Annotated in this window: 17 protein-coding genes; 10 read left to right on the plus strand and 7 right to left on the minus strand. The window is 72.5% G+C overall.

Annotated features, from left to right (window positions below; genetic code table 11):
- Positions 1–178: 178 nt before the first annotated feature.
- Together aspA and AB0J57_RS31910 are read right to left on the minus strand one after the other, a co-directional pair.
- Entirely contained in the window at positions 179–1,642 is a 1,464-nt protein-coding gene (aspA, locus tag AB0J57_RS31905) for an aspartate ammonia-lyase (RefSeq protein ID WP_366131861.1), read from the minus strand.
- Between the two features lie 140 nt (positions 1,643–1,782).
- Positions 1,783–2,787, minus strand: coding sequence for an asparaginase (locus AB0J57_RS31910; RefSeq protein ID WP_366131862.1), 1,005 nt, complete (start codon positions 2,785–2,787; stop codon positions 1,783–1,785).
- Positions 2,788–2,930: 143 nt separating this feature from the next.
- On the opposite strand from AB0J57_RS31910, the gene AB0J57_RS31915 reads away from it, so the two are divergent.
- Together AB0J57_RS31915 and AB0J57_RS31920 are read left to right on the plus strand one after the other, a co-directional pair.
- Positions 2,931–3,386: an Lrp/AsnC family transcriptional regulator gene (locus AB0J57_RS31915; protein WP_366131863.1), complete on the plus strand. Its 456-nt coding sequence runs from the start codon at positions 2,931–2,933 to the stop codon at positions 3,384–3,386.
- Positions 3,387–3,495: 109 nt separating this feature from the next.
- The gene (locus AB0J57_RS31920; protein ID WP_366131865.1) at positions 3,496–3,882 is read left to right on the plus strand and encodes a hypothetical protein; all 387 of its coding nucleotides are present in this window, start codon (positions 3,496–3,498) and stop codon (positions 3,880–3,882) included.
- Positions 3,883–3,964: 82 nt separating this feature from the next.
- Here AB0J57_RS31920 and AB0J57_RS31925 read toward each other — a convergent pair whose 3' ends face one another.
- Both AB0J57_RS31925 and AB0J57_RS31930 read right to left on the minus strand, forming a co-directional pair.
- A complete protein-coding gene (locus AB0J57_RS31925) occupies positions 3,965–4,741 on the minus strand; it encodes a DUF817 domain-containing protein (protein ID WP_366131866.1) in 777 nt (258 codons plus the stop codon).
- A gap of 20 nt (positions 4,742–4,761) precedes the next feature.
- On the minus strand, positions 4,762–6,309 hold the full coding sequence (locus tag AB0J57_RS31930) for a helix-turn-helix domain-containing protein (RefSeq protein ID WP_366131867.1): 1,548 nt from the start codon (positions 6,307–6,309) through the stop codon (positions 4,762–4,764).
- A 213-nt stretch (positions 6,310–6,522) separates the two neighbouring features.
- On the opposite strand from AB0J57_RS31930, the gene lysA reads away from it, so the two are divergent.
- Together lysA and AB0J57_RS31940 are read left to right on the plus strand one after the other, a co-directional pair.
- Positions 6,523–7,839 carry a diaminopimelate decarboxylase gene (gene lysA / locus AB0J57_RS31935; protein WP_366131868.1) on the plus strand — a complete coding sequence of 439 codons (1,317 nt, stop codon included), beginning with the start codon at positions 6,523–6,525 and terminating at the stop codon, positions 7,837–7,839.
- 76 nt (positions 7,840–7,915) lie between these two features.
- Positions 7,916–9,391 (plus strand): amino acid permease, encoded by a 1,476-nt coding sequence (locus AB0J57_RS31940; protein ID WP_366131869.1) that lies wholly within the window; start codon positions 7,916–7,918, stop codon positions 9,389–9,391.
- A gap of 64 nt (positions 9,392–9,455) precedes the next feature.
- On the opposite strand, the gene AB0J57_RS31945 is transcribed toward AB0J57_RS31940, so the two are convergent.
- Positions 9,456–10,037, minus strand: a complete 582-nt coding sequence (locus tag AB0J57_RS31945) for a YdeI/OmpD-associated family protein (RefSeq protein ID WP_366131870.1) — start codon at positions 10,035–10,037, stop codon at positions 9,456–9,458.
- A gap of 142 nt (positions 10,038–10,179) precedes the next feature.
- On the opposite strand from AB0J57_RS31945, the gene AB0J57_RS31950 reads away from it, so the two are divergent.
- From AB0J57_RS31950 to AB0J57_RS31960, 3 genes are all read left to right on the plus strand, one after another.
- Positions 10,180–10,704: a hypothetical protein gene (locus AB0J57_RS31950; RefSeq protein WP_366131871.1), complete on the plus strand. Its 525-nt coding sequence runs from the start codon at positions 10,180–10,182 to the stop codon at positions 10,702–10,704.
- A 148-nt stretch (positions 10,705–10,852) separates the two neighbouring features.
- Positions 10,853–11,971, plus strand: a complete 1,119-nt coding sequence (locus AB0J57_RS31955) for an MFS transporter (RefSeq protein WP_366131873.1) — start codon at positions 10,853–10,855, stop codon at positions 11,969–11,971.
- A complete protein-coding gene (locus AB0J57_RS31960) occupies positions 11,968–12,201 on the plus strand; it encodes a hypothetical protein (RefSeq protein WP_366131874.1) in 234 nt (77 codons plus the stop codon). The genes AB0J57_RS31955 and AB0J57_RS31960 overlap by 4 nt, the downstream gene beginning before the upstream one ends.
- A gap of 55 nt (positions 12,202–12,256) precedes the next feature.
- Here the strand turns inward: AB0J57_RS31960 and AB0J57_RS31965 are convergent, their stop codons facing one another.
- Positions 12,257–12,874, minus strand: coding sequence for a LysE family translocator (locus tag AB0J57_RS31965; RefSeq protein ID WP_366131875.1), 618 nt, complete (start codon positions 12,872–12,874; stop codon positions 12,257–12,259).
- A gap of 111 nt (positions 12,875–12,985) precedes the next feature.
- On the opposite strand from AB0J57_RS31965, the gene AB0J57_RS31970 reads away from it, so the two are divergent.
- The 3 genes from AB0J57_RS31970 to AB0J57_RS31980 all read left to right on the plus strand — a co-directional run bounded on the left by AB0J57_RS31970 (position 12,986) and on the right by AB0J57_RS31980 (position 15,092).
- Positions 12,986–13,438, plus strand: coding sequence for an Lrp/AsnC family transcriptional regulator (locus tag AB0J57_RS31970; RefSeq protein WP_366131876.1), 453 nt, complete (start codon positions 12,986–12,988; stop codon positions 13,436–13,438).
- A gap of 72 nt (positions 13,439–13,510) precedes the next feature.
- Positions 13,511–14,683 carry a glutamate--cysteine ligase gene (locus AB0J57_RS31975; protein WP_366131877.1) on the plus strand — a complete coding sequence of 391 codons (1,173 nt, stop codon included), beginning with the start codon at positions 13,511–13,513 and terminating at the stop codon, positions 14,681–14,683.
- A 49-nt stretch (positions 14,684–14,732) separates the two neighbouring features.
- A complete protein-coding gene (locus AB0J57_RS31980; protein WP_366131878.1) occupies positions 14,733–15,092 on the plus strand; it encodes a phage holin family protein in 360 nt (119 codons plus the stop codon).
- A gap of 171 nt (positions 15,093–15,263) precedes the next feature.
- On the opposite strand, the gene AB0J57_RS31985 is transcribed toward AB0J57_RS31980, so the two are convergent.
- Positions 15,264–16,163 carry a DUF2199 domain-containing protein gene (locus tag AB0J57_RS31985; protein ID WP_366131879.1) on the minus strand — a complete coding sequence of 300 codons (900 nt, stop codon included), beginning with the start codon at positions 16,161–16,163 and terminating at the stop codon, positions 15,264–15,266.
- Positions 16,164–16,191 lie beyond the last annotated feature (28 nt).

The following is a 16,191-nucleotide window of genomic DNA, read 5'->3' on the forward strand; positions in this document are numbered from 1 at the left end:
AACGGCGAACAAGCACATATGAACGGCGCTCGCCGTTGCACGCGCGGGACAGCCGGCAACGGGCACTGGTCGGTACAGGCTCCACCCTGGTCGGCAGCGAAGCGGTAGATGGGTGCTCAGTCGGTCGGTCGACGAACCGACGTGCCAACCTCCCACCGCCCAGTGATGGGACGACGGGTCAGCGGGTGTGGGGACGGGCGACGTTGTCGGGGTGGAGGATCTCGCGGAGCTGGTCCTCGGTCAGCAGGCCGCGCTCCAGGACCAGTTCCTGGACGCTGCGGTTGGAGGCCAGGGCCTCCTGGGCGACGGAGGTGGCCTGCTCGTAGCCGATGTGGGGGTTGAGGGCGGTCACCAGGCCGATGGAGTGGGCGACGAGGTGCGCGAGGTGTTCGCGGTTGGCGGTGATGCCGGTGACGCAGCGCTCGGCGAGGGTCAGGCAGCCCGCCCGCAGATGGGTGAGGCTCTTCAGCAGGCTGTGTGCGATGAGCGGCTCGAAGGCGTTGAGCTGGAGCTGGCCCGCCTCGGCCGCCATCGTCACGGCCATGTCGTTGCCGATGACCTCGAACGCGATCTGGTTGACCACCTCGGGGACCACCGGGTTGACCTTGCCGGGCATGATGCTCGAACCGGCCTGGACGGGCGGCAGGTTGATCTCCCCGAACCCGGCGCGGGGCCCGCAGGACAGCAGACGCAGGTCGTTGCAGGTCTTGGAGAGCTTGACGGCGATCCGCTTCAGAACGCCCGAGAGCTGGACGAACGCACCGGCGTCCTGGGTGGCTTCGACGAGGTCGTCGGCGACGGTCAGCGGCAGGCCGGTGATCTCCCGGAGGTGGCGGGACGCGAGCGCCGCGTACTCGGGGTGGGCGTTGAGGCCGGTGCCGATGGCGGTGCCGCCGAGGTTGATCTCGCGGATCAGCGCGCATGCCTCGGCGAGCCGCTTGCGGTCCTCCTCCAGCATGATCGCGTACGTGGCGAACTCCTGGCCGAGCGTCATCGGCACGGCGTCCTGGAGCTGGGTGCGCCCCATCTTCAGGACGTCGGCGAACTCCTCCGCCTTGGCGGCGAACGCGTCCCGCAGCACCTCCATGGCGCCGAGCAGCCGCTGGGCGGTGAAGTCCAGGGCGATCTTGACGGCCGTCGGGTAGACGTCGTTGGTGCTCTGCCCGGCGTTGACGTCCTCCAGCGGGTGCAGCCGCCCGTAGTCGCCCCGGGCGTGGCCGAGCAGCTCCAGGGCGCGGTTGGCGACGACCTCGTTGGCGTTCATGTTGGTCGAGGTGCCGGCGCCGCCCTGGATGACGTCGACGACGAAGGCGTCGTGCAGCTTCCCCGTACGGATCTCCTCACAGGCGGCGATGATCGCGTCCGCCTTGCGGGGCTCGAGGAGGCCGAGGTCGCGGTTGGCGAGGGCGGCGGCCTGCTTGACGCAGGCGAGGGCGGTGACGAGCTCGGGGTAGGCGCTGATGGGAGTGCCGGTGATGGGGAAGTTCTCGACGGCGCGCAGGGTGTGGACGCCGTAGTACGCGTCGGCGGGCACGTCACGGTCCCCGAGCAGGTCGTGCTCGACGCGGAACGCCGTCGCGGGCGCGGGCGCGGGCGCGGGGGAGGGCAGGGGAGAGGGGGACGTGACGGGCGTGGTGGCCATGGTGGCGGTACGGCTTCCTGTCGGCAGGGTGTGCGGAGTGGGACGGTGCCCGAAAAGCGGTGGCGGCAGCGGTGGTGGCAGCGGTGGGCGGCCCCGTCGCGCAGCCGTGTCCGTGCGAGGGGGAGGGTGTGGGAGAGGGATCAGATCCGGGCCGGTTCGGCGGGGACGGGCTCGCCCAGGGCGTGGCGCAGGATCCGTACGCGCTCGGTGGCGTCGGTGGTCGCGAGCGCGGCGGCCAGGACGGCGATGCGGGCCTGTCCGGCGCGCAGGGTCCCGGTGGGTACGGCGCCCGCGGCGACGAGGTCGACGCCGCCGCCGTGGGTGTAGATCTGGGAGACGGGCCCCGAGTGGACGCGCGTGGTCAGGGCGACCAGGACGCCGCGCGCAGTGGCGTCGGCGACGGCGGAGGCGACCTCGGGGGTGGCGTTGCCGGCGCCGGTGGCGACCAGGACGACACCCTGTGCGCCGGCCTCGACGGCGGCGTTGAGCAGCAGCGGGTCGCCGTCGGAGTGGTGCATCACCATGTCGACGCGGGGCCAGGCCTCCGGCAGGGCGGGCAGGGCAAGCGCGGCCGGTCGCGGCGGGCGGCGCGCCACGGTGACCTTGCCGAACCCGATGTCGCCGATCCGCGCGCCGGACGGGTCGGCGAAGGCGTCGGCGTCGAGGGTGTGCGTCTTGACCGTGCCGCGGGCGGCGTACACCTTGCCGTCGAAGGCGATCAGCACGCCCAGGTCACGGACGCGGGCGGCGGTGAGCAGTGCGTCGTGGAGGTTGCGCGGCCCGTCGCCGTCCTCGGCGTCCAGCGGCAACTGCGCGCCGGTGAACACCACCGGGCGCGGGTCGTCGTGGTACAGGTCGACGAGGAACGCCGACTCCTCCAGGGTGTCCGTGCCGTGCGTGACGACGACGCCGTCCACGCCCGGGTCGGCGAGCACCTCGTGCACCGTGCGCAGCAGGGTGAGCTGGTGCGCGGTGGTGAGGCGCGGGCTGTTCACGCTGAACAGGTCGACGACCTCGATGGTGATCCCCGCGGGTACGGCGGCGGTCGCCATGACCTCCTGGCCGTGCGCATCGGCGGCGAAGCCGGAACCCTGCCAGCGGCTGGCTATCGTCCCGCCGGTGCTGATGACGACGATCCGTCCCACAGTGTCCTGCCCTCTTCTCACCGCGCTCGCTGCGGCCTCGGCGACCGAACGAAATGTTCGAGCGCAATGATAGGGGAGTCGTCGCGCAATCGGATTGCCTCTTCGTCCGCACATCCGGCCTCACCGTGGTGGATAATTGCGTCATGGACGAGATCGACCGCGCAATCTTGCGTGAGCTTCAGAACGATGGCCGGCTGAGCAACCAGGAGCTGGCGGCGCGCGTGGGCCTGACTCCCTCCCCCTGTATGCGGCGCGTGCGGCAGTTGGAGCAGGACGGGGTCATTCAGGGCTACCGCGCGGTGATCGACCCCGACGCGGTGGACCGGGGCTTCGAAGTACTGGTGTCCATCGAGGTACGGCGCGACCGGGACGTGATCGAGGCGTTCGAGGCAGCGCTGCTGGACATCCCGGACGTCATCGAGGCGTACCGGCTCTTCGGCAGCCCCGGCTGCCTGCTGCGCATCGCGGTGGCGGACCTCGCCGCGTACGAGCGGCTGTGGATCGAGAAGCTGACCGCCCTGACCGGCGTCACGGAGGTCAACTCCCAGATCATCATGAAGCGCGTGAAGGAACCACGCGGCCTGCCCGTCGACGGCTGACGCCTACGACGGAGCCGGACGCGCGTCCTTCCCGTGGCACGGTCCGCCATTGCCCGCGCCGCCTTCAGGGGGCGCGAGGCATTGCTCGACGGCCGGTTACGCTCACGCCATGGGATACGCATTCGAGTTCGAACAGCCCGCCTCCGGCGGCTCGTTCGCCCTGAGCAACGGGCAGATGAGCTTCGTCCGGGAAGTCATGCGGGAGGCCGGTGCCGCGGCCGGGCAGGGCCTGGAGCCGGCGTTGCGCACACCGGGACTGGAGCCGACTGGGCAGACGGTCGATATGGAGAAGTTCCTGTCGAACTCCAACTGGCACGTCAGCGCCGATGAGGCGGGCTTCATCGCAACCCGCTTGCGCTCGGCCATGAGCAAGCACGTGATCGCCGATTTGTTGTCGTTCCATGACGACGCTCCCGCCGATGCCGGGCAGTGGGTCAGCGACTTCGCCGATTTCAATGACAGGTCGGTCACCCACGGCGGTTACCGGGTGAGGTGAGGTGAGGTGAGGTGAGGAGAAGGCCCCGGGCGTCACCGCCCGGGGCCTCGCACGCGTCCGGCGGTGATCCCGGCGGAGCCCCTCAGCCGACGGTGCGGGGTTCCGCCGCCTTGATCCGCTCCGTCAGGACGAACGTGACGCTGATGAGCAAGGCCCAGGCGCCGAACTTGGTGAGCGCCACCGGCTGCCACCCGTCGAGCTGGTGCGGGTAACTCCAGGCGCCGACGTAGGTGGCGGCGTTCTCCGCGACCCACAGGAAGAAGCCGATCAGGACGAAGGAAACCGCCAACGGCATCCGGTAACGACACCGGCCGACGGTGAACCCGACCCACGCCCCGGCCGTCACGGCCACCATCGCCGCGGCCAGCGGCCAGCGCAGGTCGGGCAGCCAGTGGTGGGTGAAGAAGTTGACGTACACCGCCGCGGCCACAACCGCCGTCGCGGCGGCGCGGTAACCGGTGACCCGCAGCTCGAACAGGTGCCAGGCCCGGCAGACGTAGCCGGCCACCGCCGCGTACATGAAGCCGCCGTACAGCGGCACACCGGCGACCTTCGTCACCGCGTCCTCCGGGTAGCTCCAGGACCCCAGTTGTACCTTGACGAGCTCGAACAGCAGCCCCACGACATGGCACGCCGCGATCACCATCGTGTCCCGCCGGCTCTCCCACCCCATCAGGCGGGCGGCGACCGTCAGCAGCACCCCGTAGACGAACACCAGGTCGTACCGTGCGACGGGCAGCTCCGGCAACACCCGCGACACCGCGATACCACCGAGGAGCGCCACCGCGAACGTGCAGCACCGGACCTGGAGGAGTCCGAACCTGATGAGCTGGGCCACGCCGCCGATGAATGTGTGCATGCCGGGGAGGACGCCGCAGGTCACGGAGTGGTTCGCCGTACCCCGTCAACCCGCCGATTCGCCCGCCTCGCGGTGCCCGGTCCCTTGCCGTCCGCCAGGTCGCGGGTGCCGATCCGCACCTGCAACCAGCAGGAGAGCCGGTCGTCGGGGTCGTCCAGGTCGAGGCCGAACAGCTCGCGGGCACGCCGCAGCCGGTACTTGAGTGTGTTCTGGTGCACGCTGAGGCGCCGCGCCGCCTCCCCGACGTTGCCGACGGCGTCCAGCCAGGCGGCCACCGAGGCGGCGTACCGCGTGTGCCGGTCGCGGTCGTGGACGAGCATCGCCTCGACACCGGGGTGGCGTAGCTGCGGCCGCCGGTCGAGTTCGCCGGCCAGGTGCGCCAGGAGCACCTGGGCGTGGACGTCGCCCAACGCCGCCACGGCCGGCGCGGAGGTCTCGGCCGTGGTCACGCGCAGCACGTCGTCCACCTCCGCGCGCAGCCGCGGCAGCTCGGCCGGGTCGGACGAGGCCCGGCTGACGGCGGCGCGCAGTGGGTCCGTACGCGGACGGGTGACCGCGGCGATCGCCTGTGCGGCGAGCCGCCGGGCGGACTCCAGGTCCACCCCGGGCAACAGGGTGTAGACGGCACGCGGCCCCGTCGCGACGGCGGCCGACGGGTGGACCGCCCCCCAGTGCCGGCCCAAGTCGGAGCCCATGCGGGTCAGCAGCGTGCCCGCCTCCGCTGAGCACACGACCGGCGCGAAGCCGAGCAGGACCAGCCGCTCGCCCGTCGGCAGGCCGAGCCGGTACGCCGTTTCCCGTACCTCCGCCGTGCCGTCCAGCCCGGCGCGCAGCGCCTGATCCCGCGCGTGCAGCTCCAGGGCGGCGGCACTGCGGCGACGCAGCATGTGCAGGGCAGCGGTCCGCGCGCCATCAAGCAAGGCCCGCTCGCCCGCCTCGTCCAGCGAGGATCGGCCGGCCGCCTCGTCCAGCGAGGAGTGCTCGCCGGCTCCGGTGAGCAGGGGCCGCTCGCCCGCTCCGGTGAGTACGGGCTGCTCGCCCACTTCGCCCCGCAAGGAGCGGCCACCCGCACCGTCCGCCGGCGCCCGGTCGCCCGCTCCGCCGGGCAGGGGCCGCTCGCCCGCTCCGTCCACCGCGTCCCGTTTGCCCGCCCCATCCCGCGACGCCCGTCCGCCCGCCTCATCGTGCGGCGCGTGATCGAGGATCGCCCAGATCGTGCCGAGCGGCAGGTCCCCGGCGCGGATGGCCACGGCGGCGCGCGGCAGCTCGCCCTCCGCCAGCACCGGCAACGACACGACGCCGGGCGCGGCGAGCACCTCGCGGTACTGGCGCTGCTGCCGCGCGGTCTGCGGACCGGGCTGCGCGGGCACGCGCCGGCCGAGGATGCCCTGGCGGCGCAGCTCGTCGATGCGCTGGCCCGGCAGCGTCGAGTAGGCGAGCACCCGCGCGTCCAGGTCCTCGATGGCCACGGACCCGCCGACGACCGCGGCGATGGCGTCGGCGAGGGCGAACAGCTCCTCCACCGTGCCGTCACCGGCATCCCTGTTTGGCGACGCTGACGAATTCATGGCCGAAGCGTAGGCGATCGCGACAACGCCCCAGGGGGTGGGCGGCCCCGAACATAAGGGCACCGGCCGCCGCCCGGGCACGCCGGACAGCACGCCGTCCCCCCATCGCGCAACGCGCACCGCACATCGCCCGCGCGCACCGCACCGCCACCGCACGCGTGCACCGCGCACACACGCGTGCACCGCCCACCACACATCGCACGGAGGAAGACCATGGCCGCCCCCATCACACCGACACCCACCGCCCCGCAACCGATCGCTTCGGCGTCGCGGGAGGCGCTGCTGGGGCTGTTCCCGCCGGGCACGGTGCTCGGCCCGGACGGGGCGCTGGTGATCGGCGGCTGTCCGGTCACCGGCCTGGCGGAGCGTTTCGGCACCCCGGCGCTCGTCATCGACGAGGCGGCACTGCGGGCCCGCGCCCGCCGTTACGCGGACGGGCTTGCCATCCGCTGGCCGAAATCCCGGGTGGCGTTCGCGTCCAAGGCGTTCCCCTGCACGGCCGTGTACCGGCTGCTGGCCGAGGAGGGGCTGAGCGTCGACGTCGCGAGCGGCGGCGAGCTGTCCCTCGCCCTGGCCGGAGGCGTCGACCCGGCGTCCCTCGTGGTGCACGGCAACGCCAAGACCGACGGCGAACTGCGCATGGCCGTGGAGGCCGGTGCCGGACTGATCGTCATCGACAACGCCGATGACATCGACCGCCTGGAACGGATCGTTCCGCCCTCCGGCGAGCAGGCGGTCCTGGTCCGGGTCACGCCCGGAATCCGCCCCGACACCCATGCCGCCGTCGCCACCGGGCAGGCGGGCTCGAAGTTCGGCCTGCCCCTGCCCGAGGCGCGGGAGGCGATCGCGCGGCTACGTGGCAGCAGCCGCCTACGGCTTGACGGCATCCACGTCCACATCGGCTCCCAGATCCTCGACACCGAACCGTTCGCCCGGTCCGTGGAGGCGGTGGCGGATCTCGGCGCCTTCGCCGTCTACGACCTCGGCGGCGGCCTCGGGGCCCGCTACACCTACGACGACCATCCGCCGAGCGTCGAGGAGTACCTGGACGCGCTGGTCGGAGCGGCCCGCCGGGTGCTGCCCCCCGACGCGGAGATCATCATCGAGCCAGGCAGGTCCATGGTGGCCGAGACGGGTGTGACGCTCTACCGGGTCGTCACCGTCAAGCACGGCGCCGGGGAGCCGGTGTTCGTCGCCGTCGACGGCGGAATGGGTGACAACCTCGAAGTCGCGCTGTACGGACAGCGCTTCGAGGCCGCCGTCGCCACCCGCGTGGGCGGCGGCGAACCCTGCCACCTGGTCGGCCGGCACTGCGAGTCCGGCGACACGGTCAGCACGGGCGTACCGCTGCCCGACCCCCGGCCCGGTGACCTGATCGCGGTGCCGGTCACCGGCGCGTACTGCTTCTCCCTCGGCAACAACTACAACGGCGCGCTGCGGCCGCCCGTCGTCTTCTGCCGGGACGGCGAGGCACGGGCCGTGGTGCGCCGGGAGACCTATGACGACCTGCGGCGACGCGACCTCCCCTGAACCCTCACCCGGCCCCGGACCTGGCCTTGGCCCCGGCCCCGGCCCCGGCCCCACCCCCGACCCCAGGAGACGACAGATGAACGTTCAGCCGACGCTGCGTCAGCAGCTATTGCGACGCAAGCCCCTGCACACCTTCTCGACGGAGCCGGACGAGGGAGGCCTGCGCCGCACCGTCGGCCCCTTCCAGCTCACCATGATCGGGATCGGCGCCACCATAGGCACCGGCATCTTCTTCCTGCTGGGCACCGCGGTGCCCGAGGCAGGTCCCGCGGTGATCGTGTCCTTCGCCGTCGCGGCGGTGGCCGCGGCCCTCACCGCGCTCTGTTACGCCGAACTCGCCTCGGCCGTGCCGGTGTCCGGCTCCTCGTACTCCTACGCGTACGCCACCCTCGGCGAGTTCGCGGCCTGGGCCGTGGGCTGGTGCCTGCTGCTGGAGTACGCCGTCTCCGGCGCGGCGATCGCGGTGAGCTGGGGACAGTACCTCAACGACTTCACCGAACGGCTCTTCGGCTTCCGGATGCCCGAGGCCATCTCCGCCCCGCCCGGCGCCGGCGGCATCGTCAACCTTCCTGGTGTCGTCCTCGTGGCCCTGTGCTGCCTCCTGCTGGTACGCGGGGCCCGGGAGTCGGCCGTCGTCAATACGGTGATGGTGCTGCTCAAGCTCGGTGTGCTGGCGCTGTTCGTGGTGGTCGGCGTCACCGGGTTCGACTCCGGCAACCTGCACCCGTTCGCACCCATGGGCATCGCGGGGATCGGTACCGCGGCCGCCACCGTGTTCTTCGCCTTCATCGGCCTGGACGCCGTCTCCACCGCCGGTGACGAGGTCCGCGACCCTCGCCGCACCCTGCCGCTGGCGATCGTGGGCGCCCTCGCCGTCGTCACGACCCTGTACATCCTGGTGGCCGTCGTCGGCGTGGGCGCCCAGCCCTGGACCGCCTTCGAGGGCCAGGAGGCGGGCCTGTCCGCCATCCTCGGCGACATCACCGGAGCGCAGTGGCCCGCCGCGCTGCTCTCCGCTGGCGCGGTGCTGTCCATCGTCAGCGTCACCCTCGTGGTGCTCTACGGGCAGAGCCGCATCCTCTTCACCATGGGCCGCGACGGCATGCTGCCCGCCGCCTTCCACCGGGTGAACCCGCGCAGCGGCACACCGGTGTTCACCACCCTGCTCACCGGCGGCGTGGTGGCCGTCATGGCGGCGGTCTTCCCGCTCGACCTGCTCGCCGACCTCACCAGCATGGGCACGCTCGCGGCCTTCGCCGTGGTCTCCCTGGGCGTACTGATCCTGCGCCGCACGGCCCCGGACCTCGACCGGCGCTTCCGCGTCCCCGGCCACCCGGTCCTTCCGGTCCTCTCCCTCCTCGCCTGCGGCTACCTGATCTACGAACTCCCCCTCGACACCTACCTCCTCTTCGGCGGCTGGCTCGCCCTCTCCCTGGCCGTCTACCTGCTCTACAGCCGCAGGAACTCCCGCCTCCAGCCAGTGCCCAGCCCCGCCCCCGCCCGCGCCCCCGATCCGGATCCCGATCCCACGGCCGGCACCCTCCTTGGCTGATCGCGCGCGACTCCCCGGCCACCGCCGCCCGTACGGTCCCCTCCCAGGGCTGCGCGACCGGTGCCTACGTGGCTGAGGAACCTGGTGTGCGCAGCGAATCCAGGGCCTTGTCGAGCCGGGCTCGCCGTGTCTCCGGCGTGGTGGCCTGGAGCAGCGGGAGGATCAGCAGGTACCGGCCCGTCCGGTCGAGCTTCTCGAAGGCGCGCCCGGCATCGGGGTCCGCCTCCAGTGCCGCGGCGAGGTCGGGCGGAACGGTGGCCGTACGCTGCGACTCGTACGCCGCCGCCCACCGCCCGTCCGCCTGGGCCTTGCGTACCTCGGCCAGACCCGGTTCGCGCATCCGGCCGGCGGCGGTCAGCGCCTCGACCTTCTCGACGTTCACCTGCGACCACAGGCTCCGGGGCCGGCGGGGCACGTACTTCTGCAGGTAGTGCTGCGCGTCGTAGGACCGCCGCTGACCGGAGATCCATCCGTAGCAGAGGCCGATGTCGACCAGTTCGTCAGAGGTGACCGAGGGGATGCCGGAATTCTTCTTGGCCACCTTGATCCACACGCCCTCATGGCGGGTGTGGTGCTCGGCAAGCCAGCCCTCGAACGCCTCGCCGTCCGCACAGGTGATGATCTCCACCCCGTCGATTTCATCCATGCGCGTCAGGCTATCGCCACAGCACTCAGGGTCCGCCGTCGGCTTATTGACGATCCATCAAAGGCCGAGCCTCGTCGATCTCACGGCTGCACGTCCAGTACCTTGGGCCCGCCCGAGCCGGGGACCGCGAGAGGGGGACGAGGTGGCCGACCAGGTGGGGGAGCACGGCGAGCGGTACGCCGCCGCGCACGGGGGCCGCCATCCGTACACCGACTGCTGGCCCCGGGCCATGGGCGTGGCCGTGTGGGGCTATGAGGACGGGAACGCCGAGCGGTTGGTCACCGGCATCGCGGAGGCGATGCGTCTGGCGATGGCCCGGCATGACGTGCCCGTCGCCCGCCTCGGTATCGACGCCGCCCGCGACGAGCTCTGGTACTGGGTGGGGGACGACGGACCACTGCGAGCCGTGCCCGGTTCGGCGGAGTGGCCGGCGCCCACGGGGCCGCACGCGGCGTCCTGGCGGCGGCACTTCGCCGACGCCGGACTCGACGAGGTCCGGCGTACGGCGCAGACGGTCGACTCCGTACTGACCGCCCTGCTCCACTACACCGCCGAACGCTTCCCGGACGTGCCCGCGACCTTCGGCGCGGTGCTCAAGGAGTACGAGGATGCGGTGAGCGGGCGCGCGTTCTTCTCGCTCGCCCAGGAACCGAGTCCACCGCCGTAGGTCCCGCCGACCGAGTCCGAGTCCGAGTACGAGACCGAGTACGAGCCCGAGACCGAGTACGAGTACGAGCCCGAGACGAGACCGCATCGCCCGACTCGGTGTGCGAGAACTCGTTGGTGATCTTCGCCCGCCCTCCTACTCTCACCCCATGCCCAGAGCCGGTCGAGCACAGCCACTGGACCCCGGCGCCGCACGGCGCCGCTTCGCCACCGTCACGTTCCTGTTCTGGCTGCCCGTCGGCCTCTACATACCCTCGCAGGTCCTGCTCCTGACCGAGCGGGGCATGGCCCTCGCGGTCGTCGGCGGGCTCTTCGCCGTCTACTCGGTGGCCGTTTCGGTCATGGAGCTGCCGACCGGTGGCCTGTCCGACGTCGTCGGCCGCCGCCCCGTCCTGGCCGCCGCGGGCCTGCTGAATCTGTGTGCCCTCACCGTGATGGCGCTCGGCACCACCGTGTGGGCGCTCACCGTCGCCATGGTGCTGATGGGCACCGGCCGCGCCCTGTCCAGCGGCCCCGCCGAAGCCTGGTACGTCGACACCGTCCAGGCCCATTCCGGCGCCGGGGCCGAACTGCGCACCGGCCTGGCCCGTGGCGGCACCGCCTCCGCCGCCGCGCTCGCCGCCGGAACGCTCGTCGGCGGCACCCTGCCGCTCCTCCTCGGCCTGGGCCCGGACCCGGGCGCGGAACTGGTCCGCGTCACCGGCGGACTCGTGCTGCCGCTCTCGGTACCCGGGCTCCTCGGCGCGGCGGTCGGCGCCGGCTACGTCGTGTACGTCCTCTGCGCGCTGCCGGAGCCGCCACGGGCGCCGGCCACCCTGCGCGGCGTCCCCGCGACGATGGCGGACGGACTGCGTCTGGGCGTACGGGAGCCCTTGATCCGCCGGATCCTGCTGACCGCCGCCGCGGCGGGCGCGGCGCTCGCCACCATCGAGCTCCTCACCCCCGGGCGGGCGGCCCGGCTGACCGGCTCGCCGGAGTCCGGGGCGGTGCTGTACGCCGCTGTTGCTTGCGTGGGCTTCGTGTGCACGGCGCTCGGCAGTCACAGCGCGCCGCTCGCCGCCCGGCTGACGGGCAGCAGTGAGAAGGCGGCCCTGGCAAGCCTCGCTGTGAGCACGACCGGACTGGTGCTGCTGGGCGTGACGGCCGGCTGGGGAGGCCCGGGCCCGGCGGCCGTGGCAGCGGGCGGCTACGCGCTCGTGTATCTCGGCCTGGGAGCCGCCGGCCCCAACGGAACGACCTCCTCCACCGCCGCGTGGCCGGCCCGGTGAGGGCCACCGCTCTGTCCGTGCAGTCCCTGGCGCTCCAGTTGGCGGGGGCGCTGGCCGGCCTGGTCGCCGGTGCCCTGCCGCCGGGACCGCTGCCGTGGCTGGCCGGGGCGGCGGCTCTGCTGGCCGGCGCGCTGCTGTGGACCCGGCGTGCGAGCCCCGCACCCGAGCCGCCGGCCGATGAGGGCCACCGACCGCACGCGCACGCCGAGCACATCGCGCGCGCCGAGTGACACGAGTCCCGCGACGGGCGGTGGCCTCCGGGACGGATGAGGCGGGTTCGGTCCGTCAGCCGGTCAGGCGCGCCACCAGCAGGAAACCGCCGATGACGATCATCATGGCGCCGGAGAAGCGGGTGACCGCCCGGGCCGCCGAGGGCCGGCTCTTCAGGACGGTGCGGGCCAGGACGCCGACCGTGAGGTAGACGACGGCGCAGGCGGTCATGTGGAGCGTGCCGAGCAGGCCGGTCTGCGCCGCGACCGGCCAGCCGACCGCGGGGTCGATGAACTGCGGGAACAGCGAGAAGTACAGCAGCAGCGCCTTCGGGTTGAGGCTGCTGATGCCGGCTCCCTTGAGCATGACCTGCAACCGGGAGGAACCCACGACCTCCTCCGAGGCCGTCAGGGTGGCCGGCTGCCTCAGCACGCCCCAGCCGAGCCAGACCAGGTAGCCGGCCCCGGCGACGGTCAGCACCGTGAGGAGGGTCGCCGAGCTGGCCACGATCACCACCAGGCCCGCGACGGCGAGCAGGGTGTACCCCGCGTACCCGGCCACCAGCCCGGCGACCGCCGGGACGACCGACCGGTCCCGCAGGCCGGCCGAGATCGTATAGGCCCAGTCCGCGCCCGGGGTGAACACCAGCAGGAGATCCAGTGCCAGGAAAGCCGCCAGCGTCGTCGTGTCCATGGGTCGCTACCTCTCGCATTCCGTGTTGCGAGAGGAAGGCTAGGTCGGATCCGCCCGAAAGTGTTCCCTCATTTACCCCATTATCGCGCTTCCTGAGGGAGAATCTTCTCCATGGATGCCCTGGACCGGAAGATTCTTACCGAGCTACAGATGGACGGCCGTCTCACGGTCACCGAGCTCGCCGCCCGCGTGCGGCTCAGCGTCTCGCCCTGCCACCGCCGCCTGCGCGACCTCGAACGCGAAGGCGCCATCCGCGGCTACCGCGCCGTCGTCGACCCGGCCGCCGTCGGCCTCACCTTCGAAGCACTTGTCTTCGCCACCCTGCGCTGGGAGGACCCCGACACCGTCACCGCCTTCGAAGAGGCCGTCGCCGCCGTCCCGCACGTGCTCCAGGCCCAGCGCCTCTTCGGCGAACCCGACTACCTCCTGCGCGTCGCCACCACCGACCTGGCCGCCTTCCAGCAGCTCTACGACCAGCAGCTCGCCCGGCTCCCCGGAGTCCAGCGCCTGACCTCCACCCTCGTCATGAAGCACGTCGTCGACGACCGCCCCCTGCCCGAGTAGTCGTTCCCTGGCCGGCCGAATGGGCAGATATGGACCCTGGCAACGACCGCATCGCGTGACACACTCGTGGCTGTGGATCGCGTTGTTGTGACCAACGAGCCCGATGAGTCCGCCCGCCTCCGGGCCGCCCCGCTCCTGACCGTGGGTGTGGAAGAGGAGTTCCTCCTGGTCGATCCGGACTCCAGAACGCCGGCGCCCGTCGCGGAAGCGGTCATCGCCACAGCATCGGCGGACCTGGGCGATCTCGTCGGCCCGGAACTGACGCGCTGCCAGATCGAGACCCGAACCGGTCCGCACACCTCCCTCGCGGAGCTCACGGAGCAGCTCCACTTCGCCCGTCAGGTCGCCGCTGAGGCGGCCAAGGCCCACAACGTGAGGCTGATGGCCAGCGGTGCCCCGGTGCTGGCTCCGCACGGGGCACCGCGTCTGATGCCGGGTGAGCGGTACGCGCGCAGCTCAGCCGCGTTCGGCGCACTCGATGACGAGGAAGTCGCGTGCGCCTGTCACGTCCACGTGGGGTTCGCCGACCGGGGGCAGGCCCTGGCGGTGAGCAATCGCCTTCGCGTCTGGTTACCCGTTCTCACCGCCCTCGGCGCCAACTCGCCCTTCTGGGCGGGCAGGGACACCGGCCATGCGAGCTGGCGCTGTGTCACCCGGCACCGGTGGCCCGTCAGCGGACCGCCACCGCTGTTCACCTCCACCGAGCACTACGAACACCTGGTCGCCCGGCTGGTCGACACGGAGACCTGCCTGGACGCCGACGGGGTGTACTGGGACATCCGTCCCTCCCGCAAGCACCCGACCCTGGAGATCAGGATCGCCGACGTCGGGCTGACCGTCGACGACGCGGCGCTGCTGGCCGCGCTCGTCCGTGCCGCGGCCGCCACTGCCCTCGACGAGGTCCTGGAAGGCCGGCCCGCACCGAATCCCGACCCCCAGCTCTTGCGCGCCGCCTGCTGGCGCGCGGCCAGGGACGGGCTCTCCGGCGAAGCGATCGACCTGACCCAGCGGTGCCTCGAACCCGCGACCGACCAGCTTCGGGCACTGATCCAGTGGGTCTCTCCCGCCCTGGTCCGCCACGGGGACGCCGCGCTGGTCGATGCGCACGTCGCCCGCCTGGAGGCGGTGGGAACCGGCGCCGAACGCCAGCGGACCGCCTATGCCCGCCGGCACCGCTTCGAGGACGTCGTCGACATGGTCGTCACGCAGACGCTGCTTCCCCCGGCATCCTCGTCGACACGCTGACGGGTTCCCGCCCGGGTATGCCGCTGCGCGCAGCGGGTAGCCGGGCCTCATGCAGTCGTCGGCTCAAGATGATCACATCGAGGTACGCGAAGAGCTGGACCACGCGAGGGAAGCGGCGGCCCACGGCTTCTCGGAGGCCGGGCAGGGCGTCGCGGCGCTGGCAGCCGGCGGTGCGTGTGGCCTGCTCGCCCTGTGGTCGGCGCATACGACGCTGCTCCGTGTCCTGGAGCGCGTCTGGGAGCCTCGAAAGGTCACGGGAGCGCTGACGCTCGCCTACGCGTCCGGGGCCTGCGCCCTCCTCCACCACGGCTCGAAGAGGCTGCGTGCCGCCCGCACCGAGTCCCGTGACGCACTGCGAGCCTCAGTGGAGGTCGTGCGGTACGTGGCGGACGAACTCAAGGACGGCTGACGGCCGGTGGAGCCGAACAGGAAACCGGACGGGGCCCGGGCACGGTACGAGCCCGTGTGACACGACCCCGCGTCGTTCCTGGACGCCCTGCTGCGGGCGATCCCGGCCCGCTGACCCACCCGCACCCACCCGCACGGCTCAGCCGCACCCGCCCTACGGGCCCTCTGCGCCCTACGCTGTGTGCTGGAGCGACCGCCAGGTGTGCAGCGCCCAGGCGAGGTCGTCGGCCGCCTCGAACGTACAGAACGTCCCGACGGCCGTGCCGTCGGCGTGCGCGGCGAACCCGTACAACTCGTGGCGCTCCCGGCCGTGTTCCGCCGGGGTCAGCCAGAACGCGTGCCGCTGCCCGTCCGGCAGCGGCTCGGTGAGGCGCTGGCTCTCCGGGGCCGCCGGGGCACCCGCGAGGAGGGCCGCCAGGAAGTCGGACGGGGCGCGGCCGGGGGTGTCGTCCTCGAACACGTTGACCGCGACGCTGCGAACGGGGTCCGCGAAATGGTCCGTGCCGTCGGCGAAGCGGGCGGTCAGGCCGGCGGTGCGCTCGATCGACCACCGCTCGTCCAGACTCGTACGGACGGACAGCGGCAGTGGGTGCGCGAAGCGGCTGAGCACCTCGTCGCGGTCCCAGGTCCGCGTCACGACGCGGGCCGCGAGCGGGTGGTCCGACGCGGTGACGTACGGCAGTTCGTCCGGGTCGCGAACCTCGGCCGTGACGTGCGCGCCGAGCAGGGCCTCGCCCCACGGCCGGACCGCGTTGGCCAGCGCCCCGCGCAGCGACAGCGCGGCGTACGCGGGGTCCTCCCACACGGCGTGGGCGCGGGCCAGCGTGGCGTCGTCGACCTCCAGCCAGGTCCCGAGGACCAGTTCGGTGCCGCCGGTCAACCGGACCGGCAGGAGGACGCGGAGGTAGCAGCCACCTCCGTCGAGGCGCAACGCCGAGGGCCCGGCGTCATGGCGGGCCTCCTCGGGCACGGTGAGGGCCGCGTCCGGCAAGCGGAAGCGGACGTCGACGCGCCGCTCGTCCGCGAGGGGCTCGCCGCAGCAGGAACAGGAGGTGTGGTGCTGGGAAGTCACCGGCACAGCCTAGGCCGCCCCCGGACCG

This window comes from Streptomyces sp. NPDC049837 (genome assembly GCF_040674455.1).
In the GTDB taxonomy this organism is placed as follows: Bacteria; Actinomycetota; Actinomycetes; order Streptomycetales; family Streptomycetaceae; genus Streptomyces.

Bases quoted from the DNA above. Each gene is read 5' to 3' on its own strand.
- aspA (WP_366131861.1), bottom strand. From the start codon at position 1,642: ATGGCCACCACGCCCGTCACGTCCCCCTCTCCCCTGCCCTCCCCCGCG.
- AB0J57_RS31915 (WP_366131863.1), top strand. From the start codon at position 2,931: ATGGACGAGATCGACCGCGCAATCTTGCGTGAGCTTCAGAACGATGGC.
- AB0J57_RS31920 (WP_366131865.1), top strand. From the start codon at position 3,496: ATGGGATACGCATTCGAGTTCGAACAGCCCGCCTCCGGCGGCTCGTTC.
- AB0J57_RS31925 (WP_366131866.1), bottom strand. From the start codon at position 4,741: ATGCACACATTCATCGGCGGCGTGGCCCAGCTCATCAGGTTCGGACTC.
- AB0J57_RS31930 (WP_366131867.1), bottom strand. From the start codon at position 6,309: ATGAATTCGTCAGCGTCGCCAAACAGGGATGCCGGTGACGGCACGGTG.
- lysA (WP_366131868.1), top strand. From the start codon at position 6,523: ATGGCCGCCCCCATCACACCGACACCCACCGCCCCGCAACCGATCGCT.
- AB0J57_RS31940 (WP_366131869.1), top strand. From the start codon at position 7,916: ATGAACGTTCAGCCGACGCTGCGTCAGCAGCTATTGCGACGCAAGCCC.
- AB0J57_RS31945 (WP_366131870.1), bottom strand. From the start codon at position 10,037: ATGGATGAAATCGACGGGGTGGAGATCATCACCTGTGCGGACGGCGAG.
- AB0J57_RS31955 (WP_366131873.1), top strand. From the start codon at position 10,853: ATGCCCAGAGCCGGTCGAGCACAGCCACTGGACCCCGGCGCCGCACGG.
- AB0J57_RS31965 (WP_366131875.1), bottom strand. From the start codon at position 12,874: ATGGACACGACGACGCTGGCGGCTTTCCTGGCACTGGATCTCCTGCTG.
- AB0J57_RS31970 (WP_366131876.1), top strand. From the start codon at position 12,986: ATGGATGCCCTGGACCGGAAGATTCTTACCGAGCTACAGATGGACGGC.
- AB0J57_RS31980 (WP_366131878.1), top strand. From the start codon at position 14,733: ATGCAGTCGTCGGCTCAAGATGATCACATCGAGGTACGCGAAGAGCTG.